We start from the raw sequence: 12,389 nt of genomic DNA, 5'->3' as shown, positions 1-12,389 counted from the left end.
GATATGAACAAGCTGGCGCAGGTCGGCGAAGGTCGCTGGCATCTTCCGCAACACGCGCATATCATCGTTTACGAGGCCGAGAAGGGCGACGAGCTTCTCACTATCTACGACTGCGGGGCCGCACAGAAGCCGCCATCTGCGCAGGTAATCGGCAATCTCGTCCGCGTTCGATCCGAACACGAACTCGACCGGACGGTGACGGGATACATCGTCAAAATGCGGGAACGCTCGGTGCTGGTTGAACAGGATGCAGATCACTTCGTTATCGTACCGGAATAGTACCGAACTGGTTCGGAATCGTACCGGAATAGTATTGAACCGGCTTAGAGCGGTTCGACGAGGTCTTCCAAAGCGGCGATCGGGTCGTCCGCTTTTGCAACCCCGCTGGCGAGCAGGACGCCCTCGGCACCCAACTCTCGCGCCGAGACGAGATCTTCGCCCGTGCTGATTCCCGCGCCGCAGAAGACGCTTATGTTCTCGTCCACCGCTTCCGCCGCGGCCACGGCATCGGTGACGATGTCCGGGTCGGCCTTGCTGACGGGTGTCCCTGTCCCGATGAGTTCCGGCGGTTCGACTGCGACGGCGTCCGGGCCGAGTGCGGCGACCGCACCGACCTGTTCGGGGTTGTTCGCACAAACGGTCGTGTCGAGTCCGACGCGCTCCGCGGCCGCCAGTCCGGCGTCGATGTCCGCCAACTTGAGGCGGTTTTCGGAGTGGTTGAGCATGGTCCCGGTCGCGCCCGCGTCGGCGACCGCCTCCGCGAGAGTGCTTCCCGTGTGGCTTCCGTGTTCGACGGGGCTGACGTGCTGGCCCCACGTTTCGACGCCCGTTTCCGCGACTTGCGAGAGGTGGGCCGTCTGGGGCGCGACGGCGATGTCAACGCCGCTCGCGTCGCTCACGTCGCGGACGGCTTCCGCGATTTCGATCGGATCGCAGGGATACGCTTTCAGGTTGACGAGTACGAACATGTCCGAAGCGACTGTCGGCGCGCCCAAATAGGTTCCGAGTGCGCGAACACGTGATGAGGTGGTGAATGGGTCGTAGTGGTCTTCGATTTACACCAGTGACTGCGAATGCGCGTAAGCCACGCCTTCGACAGGTCACTGAAACTGGTTTCGACTGACTTCTGCGGTGGTTACTCCAGTAAAATCGGCGTCGTATCTCGTAGGTGTGTCGTCAGCATCTGCAACGTTCATACTCGCTTTTGCCCTATCGAAACACTCGAAAAATCGGTTCAGTTCACTCCTTCCCTCGTTACTCGAACTCCGGCAAAATCTCTTCCTCGTAAAAGTCGAAAAACGCCCCCTGATCCGGGCCGATTTGATGGACGTACACGTGGTCGTACCCCGCGTCGACGAACTGCTGGAGGTTTTCAAGGTGCGTCTCGGGGTCGGGGTCGGTGACGATGCTCCCCTCCGCGATGTCCTCTCTGGTGACCATTTGACTGGCCTGCTCGAAGTGCGTCGGCGTGGAGAGCTGGGCGGCGAGTTCGCCCGGGAGCGACGTGTTCGGCCAGTTTTCCAGCGCCGTGTCGATTGCCTCGTCCTCGTCTTCGGCGTAGCAAATCGACATCTGACTGTACTTCGGCCCCTCGCCACCGGCCTCCTCGAACGTTTCCACTACGTCCTGCGGGCCGACGCTCCAGAACCCGTCGCCGATTTCGGCGGCGGATTTCGCCGCCCGGGGCCCATAGGCCGAGACGATGATGTCCGGCGGTTCCTCTGGAAGCGTGTAGAGGCGCGCGTTTTCGACCGTGAAGTAATCGCCGTAGTAACTCTGTTGTCCACCCTGCCAGAGTTTTCGAATGATTTCGACCGCCTCTTCGAGCATTTCGAGACGGATCGAATGCTCGGGCCAATGTTCGCCGGTCACGTGCTCGTTCAGTCGTTCACCCGTCCCGACGCCGAGGAAAAAATTCCCCTCGAACATCGCGGCGGCAGTCGCGGCCGCCTGCGCGACGATTGCCGGATGGATTCGCATGATTGGGCAGTTCACCCCGACTCCGACCGGAAGGTCGTCGGTCGCATTGGCAACACCACCTAAGGTTGACCAAACGAACGGGCTGTGACCCTGCTGGCTAATCCACGGGTGGTAGTGGTCGGAGATGGACGCGAAGTCGAACCCTATCTCTTCAGCGCGGGCCGCGTGGTCAACCAGGTCGTTCGGATGATGCTCCTCGCTCGACAGCGTGTAGCCGATTTGCGTCATCGTTTTCCCTCCGATAGTTCGAAATCCATAGCGTGCTCACTACACCGGTTGCTGACATGAACGCACTGGCTGAAAAAGCAAGGTAGCAATCGTATCTACCCTCCGCTCTGCTGCTGGGGCAGTTGGCGACCGTGGCGTTGCTGGCGTCCCTGTTGTTCTTGCAGGCGCTCGCCTTGGTGTTCTTGCTGTTCGTGCCTGAACTGCTGACCCTGATGCTGCTGTCCGTGCTCTCCCCGTCGCCGACCGTATCGCCGCTCCTGTTGTTGTCGTTGTCGTCGATTTTCGCGGCTCTGTCGGCCTTCGCGCATCGCCGTCTGTTGGACGGGGCTGTACTGGCTCTCGGAGCGACTGCCGTACTGGTTTTGCCCGCCGTGTTCCGACCGCTGTCCCCTCTGTTGCCCTTGCCGGTGCTGCTGTCCCTGCTGTTCGTGGCGATGCTGTTGTTGCTGTCGTCCATACCGTCGTCCACGCCCTCGTTGGTGGGTCTGCCGATGCTGTTCGTGTCGCTCTTGCCGCCCGCCTTCCTCCATTTCCTGCCGTTCCCGCTCTCGTTGGCGACCGTACCGTCGCTGACCCCCTCGCTGTCGCCCGCGTCCCCGTCGTTCTTTCCCTCCTTCCTGCTCACGCCCTCGCGGACCGCCGTAACGTTTCATTCCCGATTTCTCTTCGTCACTGCGACGTGACTGGTCGTGCTGGTGGTGTGTCATTGTCCAACTCTCACCAATGGAACGCCACAAGTTTCCTTAGGCATGTTGGCCTGAGGTGGCCATACTTAAGGCTAGTCGGTCACTTCCTCCCGATATGGAACCACGAGACCTCTCCGCGCACGTCGCGTATCAGGCCGGACGGGGCATCGAGGAGGTCGCCCGGGAACTCGGATTCGACCCAGACGACCTCGTGAAACTCGCTTCGAACGAAAACCCGTTCGGCCCAAGTCCTGCGGCGGTCGATGCCGTCCGGAACGGGGCCGGAAACGCCAGTTCGTACCCGAAGGCGTCGCACACCGACCTCACCACCCGACTCGCCGAGCGCTGGAACGTCGAACCCGCACAGGTCTGGCTGGCGAACGGCGGCGACGGCGCGCTGGATTACCTCTCTCGCGCGATGCTGGAACCCGGCAACGAAGTGCTGGTGCCGACGCCCGGATTCGCCTACTACGGGATGAGCGCGCGCTACCATCACGGCGAGGTGTCGGAGTACTCCCTCTCGAAGGACGACGGATTCGAACTCACCGTGGATGCAGTTCTCCCGGCGTACGACGGCGAGCGAATCGTCTACCTCACCAGTCCGCACAACCCGTCCGGCGGGATGTTCTCGCTGGAAGCAGTCGAGACGATTGCGGACGAAACGGACGAGCAAACGCTCATCGTCGTGGACGAGGCGTACGGCGAGTACGCCGACGCACCGAGCGCAATTTCCCTAATAGACGACCGCGACGATGTGGCCGTCCTCCGAACTTTCTCGAAAGCGTTCGGCTTGGCGGGCGTCCGACTCGGCTACGCCGTCGTTCCCGACGACTGGGCAGCGGCTTATGCCCGCGTGAATACGCCGTTTGCCGCGAGCGAACTGGCCTGTCGAGGGGGTCTCGCCGCATTGACCGACGACGAACACGTCGAAAAGTCGGTCGAAACGGCGCGTTGGGCGCGCGGATACATCTACGAGAATCTCGACGCACCGACGTGGGAGAGCCACGGCAACTTCGTCCTCGCGGAAGTCGGAAACGCCAGCGAGGTCGCGGACGCGGTTCAAGAACGCGGGATCATTCTCCGCGACTGCACGAGTTTCGGTCTTCCGGAGTGCGTTCGAATCACTTGCGGAACCGAGGACGAAACCGAGCGAGCGGTTCGGGAACTCAACGAGGTGCTGTCGTCGTGAAAGTCGCCGTAACCGGAACGCCGGGAACCGGAAAAACGACGGCCGCGGAACTGGTCGAAACCGACCTCGAAGTCGTCCACCTGAACGACGTGATCCGGGAGGAGGGGCTGGACGAGGGAACGGACGAGGAGCGGGACAGCCTCTTCGCGGATTTCGACGCGATTCGGGAGTGGTTGGCCGAGCGCGAAGATGACAACGGTTTTCTCATCGATTCGCATCTGGCCCACCATTTCGATGCAGATAGGGTCGTCGTCCTGCGATGCCATCCCGAACAGTTGGAAGGACGGTTAGTCGAGCGGGGAGAAGCGGGAAAAAAAGCAAGGGAAAATGCGGAGAGCGAAGCTCTGGACGTCATCCTCTCGGAGGCGGTTGCGGAACACGGCACCGAATCGGTGTACGAAATCGACACCACCGACCGCACTCCGACGGACGTGTCAGCCGACATTGAAGCGGTTATTCGGGGCGAGCGCGCGCCTTCCGCTGGAACCGTCGATTACCTCGATTATCTATGACGCTCGACCAACTTCGTCCCGTCGCAAACCGCGCGCTCCGCCCGTTCGTCTCGGTATCGAAGCAAGCCGGTCTGACTCCGGACTCCATCAGCGTCATCGCCTTTCTGCTTGCCGGCGGTGCGGGCTGGGCGTTCTACCTCGGAGACTCGGCGCCGATGTGGTACCTCGTCGGTGCGGTACTCGTCTTTTTGAACGGGTGGCTCGACCTGCTCGACGGCGCGTTGGCGCGCGAACTCGGCACGGACTCCAAAGCGGGCGACCTGTTAGATCACGTTCTCGACCGCTACGCCGACATCGTGCTCATCGCCGGACTGGCCGCAGGGTTGGAACAGTACGCCCTCGGACTCGCGGCAGTGACGGGCGTGCTGATGACCTCCTACCTCGGCACGCAAGCCCAAGCAGTCGGCCTCGACCGCGTCTACGGCGGGTTGGTTGGGCGGGCGGACAGGTTAGCCCTCATCGGCATCGTTGGGGGAATCGCCCCGTTCGTCGGGTCGGTCGGTGGCTACTCCCTTATCGTACTCCTGCTCGGCTTCCTCGCCGTCATCGGGCATTTCACCGCGCTGCAGCGGTTTTACTACTCGTGGCGCGCATTGGCTTGATATAGCCACCGTGGCGTGCCATTTATGAGTCGAGACGGTAAACGTCAACACATGGTTCAGTGTGAGATGTGCGGTGCCGAGACCGCCTCGCCGAAGAAAATCAAGGTCGAAGGCGCGGAGTTGGATGTCTGTGACAACTGCGTTGACTTCGGGACGGAGGTGAAGACACAGCAGTCCTCAACCACGTCCACTAAATACTCCACCTCGTCGTCGGGCAACTCCAGCGGGAGTTCCGGCAGTTCGCGCTCGTCTTCAGGCGGGTCGCGCTCGCGCCCTTCGGACATGTTCGACGACATGGACGAAATCGTGCAGGATTACGACGACCGGATCCGCGACGCGCGCGAGTCGTCCGGACTGAGTCAGGAAGATCTCGCCAAAGACCTGAACGAGAAGGCGAGTCTCATCCGAAAACTCGAACGCGGCGACATGCTCCCCAGCGACCGCGTGCAGAAGAAACTCGAAAAGAAACTCGAAATCAGCCTCACCGCCGGAAGCGCCGGGGCCGACGACGAGGAGTGGAGCGGCGGCAGTTCGACCGGTGGCACCACCCTCGGCGACGTCGTCAAACGCAAGGACTAGGCGGTTTAGGTTCGGTTTGCGGTTTTCGTTTTCGACTGCGCTAGTGGCATTTTTCGGATGTTGCCATGGATTTTGGTCGTTACTTCACCAAAATCGCCGCCTCGCTATCGTGACGCTGAGTCGGCATCACCAATCAGCACCTCATTAAAACCAACGTACTGTCCCTCGTTTCCCCGTTCTACAGACCGAAATCGGACAAATTAGCCTGCACGCCGGACACCATCTCGGACTTGCGGCGAAGGGTGTTCATCGAAATCGGGAGTTCGGGGACGATGTTTCGAACCGCAGTGTGGAACGACTCCGACTCTCCGAACTCGCCGTCGAAGGCGTTTCGGACGCTTTCGCGCACCTGCCAGACGCCGACGGGTGCCCAATAGTCGTCGCTGACCTCGCGGAGGACGAGGGCCTTTGCCTGTCGCCCGATATCCTCAAGATGCTCCAGCACGCCGAGTCGAGAGGCGTAGTACGCACCCGCGGTTTCATCGACGTATTTCGTTCGGCCCTCGAATCCCTCGTGGGCGCTTCCCAACCAGATGTCACCGGTCGGGGAGGGGTTCCAGATGCTCCCCGGCGCTTTCATCTCCACGAGTTCGAACTCCCACTGCCCCGGCGAGAGGACGACCCAGTACCGGTTGCCCATGTACTTGTTCACCCAGACCTGCGTCTCGTCGATGCTCGGGGCGTTGCGGATGCGCCCCCGGAGATACTGTCCCACAGTATCATCAACCGCCGTAATCGACCAGCGCGTCGGGACGAGCTTTCGGTTCTGCCCCTGTCCGAGCGCGCCCGCCGAGAGAACGTTGTTGATGTCGTACACGTCGAATCCGCGCCGGTAGAGGTATGTCATCGCGCCTTGGGCCTGCCAGTCGTCGTCCTCTAAGGTTTTCTTGACGTGACGCGGAACGTGGGGGTTTTCCGTGAGACTCGCCGAGGACGCGCGGGCCGAGGGACCGGTCGGCGTCGCGATATCGTCCACGTTCACGTCCAAATCGAGTTTTTCGGTGAGGCTGATTTCCACGTCCACCGGTCGGTCGGCGATGGCGATTTCGCGCTGAACGCCGACGAAACCGTCCCACACGTCCTCGACGTTCACCTTCGCAGAGCGATTCGAATTCAAAAGGCCGGTTCGATACTGGAGGACGTTGTCGATGTTGAGGCCGCGTCGGTACCAGTCGCCGCTGGTAGCGAACTCCGAGGCGCGCTCTTCTTCCCCGACGGGCGAGAGGATGCCGGTCGAAACGTTGGGATACGACGACCGACCGACGAACACCGAGGGCGAGGTGCTTCCGAACAGCGAATCGCCTTGTGCAACCTCCGAAAATCGGTCTTGGAAGTCGTCCACGTAATCCAGAATCTCGTAGGATTTTTCCTCGGCGAGACGGCGGCGGCGCTCCTCTTCGTCCGGACGCAAATCGTCGATGTACTCGTCCAACCGCATTCGTTCGATTTAGGGGTGGGACTGGCTTCAACGTTCGGACACGGAGCGGGGGACGTTCGCCGTTCGAAGGCGTCGTCCGCCGATATCGCGGTGTCTTTGCGAACCGCCGTAGACCCAGCCTTGAAGGAGGTTCAAAAGTATAAACGCCAATTTATGAATTTTAATCGAGATATAATTTATTCCACATGTCAAATTTATATTGTTAATTGATAATCTGTGTGTATGCCACATGGCCCACAGAATAAGGAGGATTGTAGTAACAAATTACACACCTCCGGACCTACTCGACGGAGTTTTCTCGGCGGCGTTACCGGGTTGCTCGCCGCGCACACCACGAAGATTCCCGAGGCTCTTGCCGCGACGATTTCGAACGAGGACGACGCGGATACACGAACCGTTACCTCTCCAGACGGCAGCGTTCGAGTAACGTTCGACGTTTCCTCCGACGTCCCAACCTACGCGGTTTCGTTCGACGGGACGACGTACCTCACGACTTCGAACTTGGGGTTCGATTTCCAAAATCAGCCGCCGTTCGGCGCGACGGCGGCTGGTGATTCCGGCGCGGACATCACAGTGACGGGAAGCGAAACCGGCACCGCCACAGAGACGTGGAATCCGCTGTGGGACCAGTACGCCACCATCTCGCAGGAGTACACCTACCTCCGTGTCGGATTGGTCGAAACGAGCGCACCGGAGCGGGCGGTGAATATAGAGTTTCGCGTATTCGACGACGGACTGGGATTCCGGTTCGTCCTGAGCGACGATTTCGCCAGCAACGGCGGAAACGTCGTCGTCACCTCGGAGAACACCCAGTTCGATTTCGCCGACGACTACACGGCGTGGTGGATTCGAAACGAGTTCGTCAATCCGCGATTCGAGCAGGAGTACGACTGCTTCGATGCGCCGGATGCCGCCGTCTCCGGAAGGTCGATTAGCGTCACGGTGACGGGAACGAATCACGGGTCGGTCATCGGCGGGGAAGACCTGAGCGTCTTCGTCGACGGCGAAGCAATCGCTACCGCATTCGTCCGATTGGTGCCCGGACAGAGCGAAAGCACCGTCCAGTTCGAGTTACCGACCCTCTCGGAAGGAAATCACGAGATACGAATCGGGCGGTCCCTGGACGAGGCGCTTCCCGCGCGGACGATTCGAATCCTCCCGTCGATGTCGCTCTCTTCGACGTGGCTGTTCCGCAAGGGCGACGACGCAGCGTGGGCGAACCCCGATTACGACGACGGCGATTGGGAGCAGGTCGAACTCCCCGCGAACTGGGAGGACCATTCGGGACACACGGAGGACAACGTCTTCGGATGGTACCGGAAAACCATCACGATTCCCGCGTCTTGGGAGGAGTACGGAGAGGATCTGCTACTTCCGGTCGGCAAAATAGACGACGTCGACCGGACGTTCTTCAATGGGGAGGAAATCGGCCAGAACGGAAGCTTCCCGGAGGACGGATTCGACACAGCGTGGCAACTGCCGAGGGAATATTCAGCGCCGACCGAGACGGTCAACTACGGCGATGAAAACGTCATCGCGGTACGAGTGTACGACGCGGGTGGCGGGGGCGGTCTCTACGCTGGGCCAATCGGTCCCGTCCAACCGGATTACAACCGTTCCTGAATCGGACGGCACTTCGGTCGGTTTTCGACTCGTGAAACAGCAGACGCTCGGGGGAGCAAACTGCTAAAAAAGTGAGCGTGATTAGCTGTGGATTCCCATCGCTTCGATCTGTTCTTGATACCGGTTTCGGATGGTGACTTCCGTCACTTGCGCCACGTCGGCGACTTCCCGCTGGGTCTTCTTCTCGTTGCAGAGAAGCGAGGCAGCGTAAATCGCGGCGGCGGCGTAGCCCGTGGGCGATTTGCCCGAGAGCAGTCCTTCTTCGGCGGTGGTTTCGATGATTTCGTTCGCCTTCGACTGGACTTCTTCGCTGAGTTCGAGTTCAGAACAGAACCGCGGGACGTATTTTTTCGGATCGACGGGTTTCATCTCCAGACCGAGTTCTTGGGAAATGTAGCGATACGTTCGCCCGATCTCTTTTCGTTCGACGCGCGATACCTCCGAGATTTCTTCGAGACTGCGGGGGATTCCCTCCTTTCGACAGGCGGCGTACAGCGCGCTCGTCGCAACCCCCTCGATAGAACGACCCCGAATCAAATCTTCCTTGAGCGCCCGTCGGTAGATGACGGACGCGACCTCGCGAACCGACCGCGGTACACCGAGCGCGGAGGCCATCCGGTCGATTTCGGACAGGGCGAATTGGAGGTTTCGCTCGCCCGCGTCCTTCGTTCGGATTCGTTCCTGCCATTTGCGCAGTCTGTGCATCTGACTGCGCTTTTTCGAAGAAATAGACCGACCGTAGGCGTCTTTGTCCTTCCAGTCGATGGTCGTCGTCAGCCCTTTGTCGTGCATCGTCTGCGTGGTCGGTGCGCCCACGCGAGATTTCTGCTGGCGCTCCTGATGGTTGAACGCACGCCATTCCGGGCCAGGGTCTATCTTTTCTTCTTCGACGACCAACCCACAGTCGTCACAGATGAGTTCGGAGCGGTCGTTGCTCTTGACTAAATTTTCGGACCCACATTCAGGACAAGCACGCTCTCCCTCTCGTTCGTTCGCCGTTTGCTCCCCTTCAAGTTGGCGCTCCCGCTGGCGAGTAGACCGTGTCATCGCACTTTTATAGTAGTAACTTCGATTCACTTAAAGACTTGGGCAAAAGCCATATATACTTGACAACCGGTGCCACAGTTCCCCGCCGCACCGGAACCTGTTTACTCGCCCACAAACGAATTGATTTCAATGCCAGTCATCGAGTGTGACGTGGACGCGGCGCGCAAGACGCTCGCCGACGCCGGGGTGGTCATCTCGGACGGAAAGACCGAGTACGAGCGTTGGCGGGCCAGATACGAAGACGCCGTCGCCATCGCCTACGACGACAAACTCGTGATTCAAGGGTCAAACCCGCAACGTATCGAAGCCCTGCTCCGCGACTCCGGCGGCCACGCCTACCTCTATTTCGACGGCGGAAGTCGCGGCAATCCCGGCCCGGCCGCCATCGGATGGGTCATCGTCACCAGCGACGGAATCGCCGCGGAAGGTAGCGAGCGAATCGGGCGCGCGACGAACAACCAAGCCGAGTACGACGCGCTCATCGCCGGACTCAAAACGGCCAGCGAGTACGGATTCGACTCCGTGGACGTGAAGGGAGATTCCCAACTCGCCGTCAAACAGGTGACCGGCGCGTGGAAGACGAACGATCCGGACCTCCGCGAGCGACGGGTTCGCGCCCGAGAACTGCTCGAGGGGTTCGACAAATGGTCGCTCAAACACGTTCCGCGGGAGGTAAACGAGCGCGCGGACAAGCTGGTAAACGAGGCATTAGACGATGGCTGAACCGCCGAACGAACCGGAAGTACCTGATGAATCGAAATCACAGGATAAATCGAAAGCGCCGGGCGAAGCCGAACTGCCGCGAGAAACGGTCGAAGAAGCGGAACGACTGACCCACCTCGCGCGCGATGCCGAGGGCAGCGAAGCCGACGCTTATCAAGAGAAGCGCGACCGACTGCTCGCGAAACAAGATTTCGTCGCGCGCGTTCGGGAGGACGAGACACGGCGCGTTCTCGTCCTCCATCCCGACGAATGGCTGGAAGCCGGGACGATTCAGGTCGAACGAATCGAGGACACCGAGCGGGCGGTCGAAATTCCGCTCGACGGCCCCGGCGACCCCGATGACTGGGACGAGATTGACACCCACAACCGAGCGGTTGCGGCGACGGTTCGGGAGCAACACGGCGAAATTCACGGCGCGAACGCCGAAGCCTTCGCCGGTTTCATGAGCAACCACTACGCCCGCCCCGTGGAGTCGGCGACCAACGTTGAAGTCACTCAGTTCCGTACGGAGTATTTCCCGCGGAACGCGTGGCCCACGGACGAACAAAAATCGGTTGTCGAAACGTCAATCGAACTCGTGTTCGACTGCGTTAGTTGTGTTTCCCGATGAGCGCGCGAACCTGCTCCGCACGCTCGTCGTCCGTGACGAACTTCGAGAGCGACCACGCAAACGAGTCCTCGACCGCTTCGAGACCCGCCTGAGTCAGGCCGTACTGGTTCGTTCGCTTGTCGAGTTCACTCTTCTCGACCAGTCCGCGCTCGACGAGCGTGTCGAGGTTGGGGTACAGACGACCGTGGTTCACTTCCTCGTCGTAGTAGTTTTCGAGTTCACGCTTGATAGCGAGTCCGTACATCGGTTCCTCGGTGAGGACGATGAGGATGTTACGCTGGAAAGCGGTGAGGTCGCGGGCGGTACTGCTTTCGGTGAGTGTTTGTGCCTCTGACATTGGCTTTGACAGGACGAAATATGTAACCGAGATATTTAACCCTTCTCAAGTTTCTTGGTGTTTCTCTTCGCTTTCGCTCGATTTTACTCGGGAATACCACAAGTCGATTACGGAGGTGTGTTCCGTTTTTGGGTGGTTCATCGAGCGACGGAGTCCGTTTTGAGTCGATGCCGAAAGGACTTTTTGGTCTTCCCGTGCAGTCGCAAACGACCTATGACGAATCTCTGGGAAGACCTGGAAACAGGACCGAACGCGCCTGAAGAAATCTACGCCGTGGTCGAGTGTCTCAAAGGTGACCGGAACAAATACGAGTACGACAAAGACATCCCCGGTGTCATGCTCGACCGCGTGCTTCACAGCAACGTTCACTACCCCGGCGACTACGGGTTCATCCCGCAGTCCTACTACGACGACGAAGACCCGTTCGACATTCTCGTTCTCGTCGAGGATTCGACGTTCCCTGGCTGTGTCATCGAAGTTCGTCCCGTCGCGCTCATGAAGATGGATGACGACGGCGAGCAGGACGACAAGGTCATCGCAGTCCCAATCGAGGACCCACGTTTCGACCACATTGAGGATGTAGACGACATCACGGAACAGCAGAAAGACGAAATCGACGAGTTCTTCCAGACCTACAAAAACCTCGAAGCAGGCAAGGAAGTCGAGACGCAGGGTTGGGAGGACAAGCAATCCGCGCTCGACGCAATCGAGCACGCACAAGACCTGTACGAAGAGAACTTCGCGTAATCGTCTCTGCGATCTGATTTCATCGATTTCGAATTTTTGCACGTCACGAAGCGAGACGCTTTACGTCGGCAGCTAACCCCGTCCAAAA

15 protein-coding genes are annotated in these 12,389 nt (G+C 59.9%); 9 read left to right on the top strand and 6 right to left on the bottom strand.

Annotated features, from left to right (window positions below; all coding sequences use genetic code 11):
* Positions 1-3: 3 nt before the first annotated feature.
* A complete protein-coding gene (locus LIX15_RS19095) occupies positions 4-279 on the top strand; it encodes a hypothetical protein (protein WP_227775111.1) in 276 nt (91 codons plus the stop codon).
* Positions 280-323: 44 nt separating this feature from the next.
* On the opposite strand, the gene tpiA is transcribed toward LIX15_RS19095, so the two are convergent.
* The 3 genes from tpiA to LIX15_RS19080 all read right to left on the bottom strand — a co-directional run bounded on the left by tpiA (position 324) and on the right by LIX15_RS19080 (position 2,915).
* Positions 324-968 carry a triose-phosphate isomerase gene (gene tpiA, locus LIX15_RS19090; RefSeq protein WP_227775108.1) on the bottom strand — a complete coding sequence of 215 codons (645 nt, stop codon included), beginning with the start codon at positions 966-968 and terminating at the stop codon, positions 324-326.
* A 286-nt stretch (positions 969-1,254) separates the two neighbouring features.
* Positions 1,255-2,208 carry a TIGR03557 family F420-dependent LLM class oxidoreductase gene (locus LIX15_RS19085; protein WP_227775106.1) on the bottom strand — a complete coding sequence of 318 codons (954 nt, stop codon included), beginning with the start codon at positions 2,206-2,208 and terminating at the stop codon, positions 1,255-1,257.
* Positions 2,209-2,303: 95 nt separating this feature from the next.
* Positions 2,304-2,915 carry a hypothetical protein gene (locus LIX15_RS19080; RefSeq protein ID WP_227775104.1) on the bottom strand — a complete coding sequence of 204 codons (612 nt, stop codon included), beginning with the start codon at positions 2,913-2,915 and terminating at the stop codon, positions 2,304-2,306.
* Between the two features lie 94 nt (positions 2,916-3,009).
* Here LIX15_RS19080 and hisC point away from each other — a divergent pair, with 94 nt between their 5' ends.
* From hisC to LIX15_RS19060, 4 genes are read left to right on the top strand one after another with little or no spacing between them, the layout of a single operon-like run.
* Positions 3,010-4,083, top strand: a complete 1,074-nt coding sequence (gene hisC / locus LIX15_RS19075; protein ID WP_227775102.1) for a histidinol-phosphate transaminase — start codon at positions 3,010-3,012, stop codon at positions 4,081-4,083.
* Positions 4,080-4,595 carry an adenylate kinase family protein gene (locus tag LIX15_RS19070; RefSeq protein ID WP_227775100.1) on the top strand — a complete coding sequence of 172 codons (516 nt, stop codon included), beginning with the start codon at positions 4,080-4,082 and terminating at the stop codon, positions 4,593-4,595. Before hisC ends, LIX15_RS19070 begins: the two co-directional genes overlap by 4 nt.
* Positions 4,592-5,197, top strand: coding sequence for a CDP-alcohol phosphatidyltransferase family protein (locus LIX15_RS19065; RefSeq protein WP_227775098.1), 606 nt, complete (start codon positions 4,592-4,594; stop codon positions 5,195-5,197). The genes LIX15_RS19070 and LIX15_RS19065 overlap by 4 nt, the downstream gene beginning before the upstream one ends.
* Positions 5,198-5,248: 51 nt before the next feature.
* Positions 5,249-5,776 (top strand): multiprotein bridging factor aMBF1, encoded by a 528-nt coding sequence (locus LIX15_RS19060; RefSeq protein ID WP_227775096.1) that lies wholly within the window; start codon positions 5,249-5,251, stop codon positions 5,774-5,776.
* A gap of 178 nt (positions 5,777-5,954) precedes the next feature.
* Here LIX15_RS19060 and nreA read toward each other — a convergent pair whose 3' ends face one another.
* Positions 5,955-7,214, bottom strand: a complete 1,260-nt coding sequence (gene nreA / locus LIX15_RS19055) for a DNA repair protein NreA (protein WP_227775095.1) — start codon at positions 7,212-7,214, stop codon at positions 5,955-5,957.
* A gap of 222 nt (positions 7,215-7,436) precedes the next feature.
* Here nreA and LIX15_RS19050 point away from each other — a divergent pair, with 222 nt between their 5' ends.
* Positions 7,437-8,837 carry a glycoside hydrolase family 97 N-terminal domain-containing protein gene (locus tag LIX15_RS19050; RefSeq protein WP_227775093.1) on the top strand — a complete coding sequence of 467 codons (1,401 nt, stop codon included), beginning with the start codon at positions 7,437-7,439 and terminating at the stop codon, positions 8,835-8,837.
* 81 nt (positions 8,838-8,918) lie between these two features.
* Here the strand turns inward: LIX15_RS19050 and LIX15_RS19045 are convergent, their stop codons facing one another.
* Complete coding sequence (locus tag LIX15_RS19045) at positions 8,919-9,884, bottom strand: transcription initiation factor IIB (RefSeq protein WP_227775091.1); 966 nt, start codon at positions 9,882-9,884, stop codon at positions 8,919-8,921.
* 129 nt (positions 9,885-10,013) lie between these two features.
* On the opposite strand from LIX15_RS19045, the gene rnhA reads away from it, so the two are divergent.
* Positions 10,014-10,607: a ribonuclease HI gene (gene rnhA / locus LIX15_RS19040; protein ID WP_227775089.1), complete on the top strand. Its 594-nt coding sequence runs from the start codon at positions 10,014-10,016 to the stop codon at positions 10,605-10,607.
* Positions 10,600-11,217 carry a DUF7108 family protein gene (locus LIX15_RS19035; RefSeq protein ID WP_227775087.1) on the top strand — a complete coding sequence of 206 codons (618 nt, stop codon included), beginning with the start codon at positions 10,600-10,602 and terminating at the stop codon, positions 11,215-11,217. The genes rnhA and LIX15_RS19035 overlap by 8 nt, the downstream gene beginning before the upstream one ends.
* Here the strand turns inward: LIX15_RS19035 and LIX15_RS19030 are convergent.
* Positions 11,198-11,554, bottom strand: a complete 357-nt coding sequence (locus tag LIX15_RS19030) for a PadR family transcriptional regulator (protein ID WP_227775085.1) — start codon at positions 11,552-11,554, stop codon at positions 11,198-11,200. The genes LIX15_RS19035 and LIX15_RS19030 overlap by 20 nt on opposite strands.
* Positions 11,555-11,767: 213 nt before the next feature.
* Between LIX15_RS19030 and LIX15_RS19025 the strand changes: the two genes are divergently transcribed.
* Positions 11,768-12,301: an inorganic diphosphatase gene (locus LIX15_RS19025; protein ID WP_227775083.1), complete on the top strand. Its 534-nt coding sequence runs from the start codon at positions 11,768-11,770 to the stop codon at positions 12,299-12,301.
* Positions 12,302-12,389 lie beyond the last annotated feature (88 nt).

Origin of the sequence: Haladaptatus pallidirubidus, from assembly GCF_020700235.1 — an archaeon.
GTDB classification, from domain to species: Archaea; Halobacteriota; Halobacteria; order Halobacteriales; family Haladaptataceae; genus Haladaptatus; species Haladaptatus pallidirubidus.
Note: the sequence above shows the minus strand (reverse complement) of the source record. Positions and strands in the feature narration are given on the sequence as shown.

Coding starts and splice junctions, on each gene's coding strand:
- LIX15_RS19095 (WP_227775111.1), top strand. CDS start 4: ATGAACAAGCTGGCGCAGGTCGGCGAAGGTCGCTGGCATCTTCCGCAA.
- LIX15_RS19050 (WP_227775093.1), top strand. CDS start 7,437: ATGCCACATGGCCCACAGAATAAGGAGGATTGTAGTAACAAATTACAC.
- LIX15_RS19035 (WP_227775087.1), top strand. CDS start 10,600: ATGGCTGAACCGCCGAACGAACCGGAAGTACCTGATGAATCGAAATCA.
- nreA (WP_227775095.1), bottom strand. CDS start 7,214: ATGCGGTTGGACGAGTACATCGACGATTTGCGTCCGGACGAAGAGGAG.
- LIX15_RS19060 (WP_227775096.1), top strand. CDS start 5,249: ATGGTTCAGTGTGAGATGTGCGGTGCCGAGACCGCCTCGCCGAAGAAA.
- LIX15_RS19080 (WP_227775104.1), bottom strand. CDS start 2,915: ATGACACACCACCAGCACGACCAGTCACGTCGCAGTGACGAAGAGAAA.
- LIX15_RS19025 (WP_227775083.1), top strand. CDS start 11,768: ATGACGAATCTCTGGGAAGACCTGGAAACAGGACCGAACGCGCCTGAA.
- LIX15_RS19045 (WP_227775091.1), bottom strand. CDS start 9,884: ATGACACGGTCTACTCGCCAGCGGGAGCGCCAACTTGAAGGGGAGCAA.
- LIX15_RS19085 (WP_227775106.1), bottom strand. CDS start 2,208: ATGACGCAAATCGGCTACACGCTGTCGAGCGAGGAGCATCATCCGAAC.
- rnhA (WP_227775089.1), top strand. CDS start 10,014: ATGCCAGTCATCGAGTGTGACGTGGACGCGGCGCGCAAGACGCTCGCC.
- LIX15_RS19030 (WP_227775085.1), bottom strand. CDS start 11,554: ATGTCAGAGGCACAAACACTCACCGAAAGCAGTACCGCCCGCGACCTC.
- hisC (WP_227775102.1), top strand. CDS start 3,010: ATGGAACCACGAGACCTCTCCGCGCACGTCGCGTATCAGGCCGGACGG.
- tpiA (WP_227775108.1), bottom strand. CDS start 968: ATGTTCGTACTCGTCAACCTGAAAGCGTATCCCTGCGATCCGATCGAA.
- LIX15_RS19065 (WP_227775098.1), top strand. CDS start 4,592: ATGACGCTCGACCAACTTCGTCCCGTCGCAAACCGCGCGCTCCGCCCG.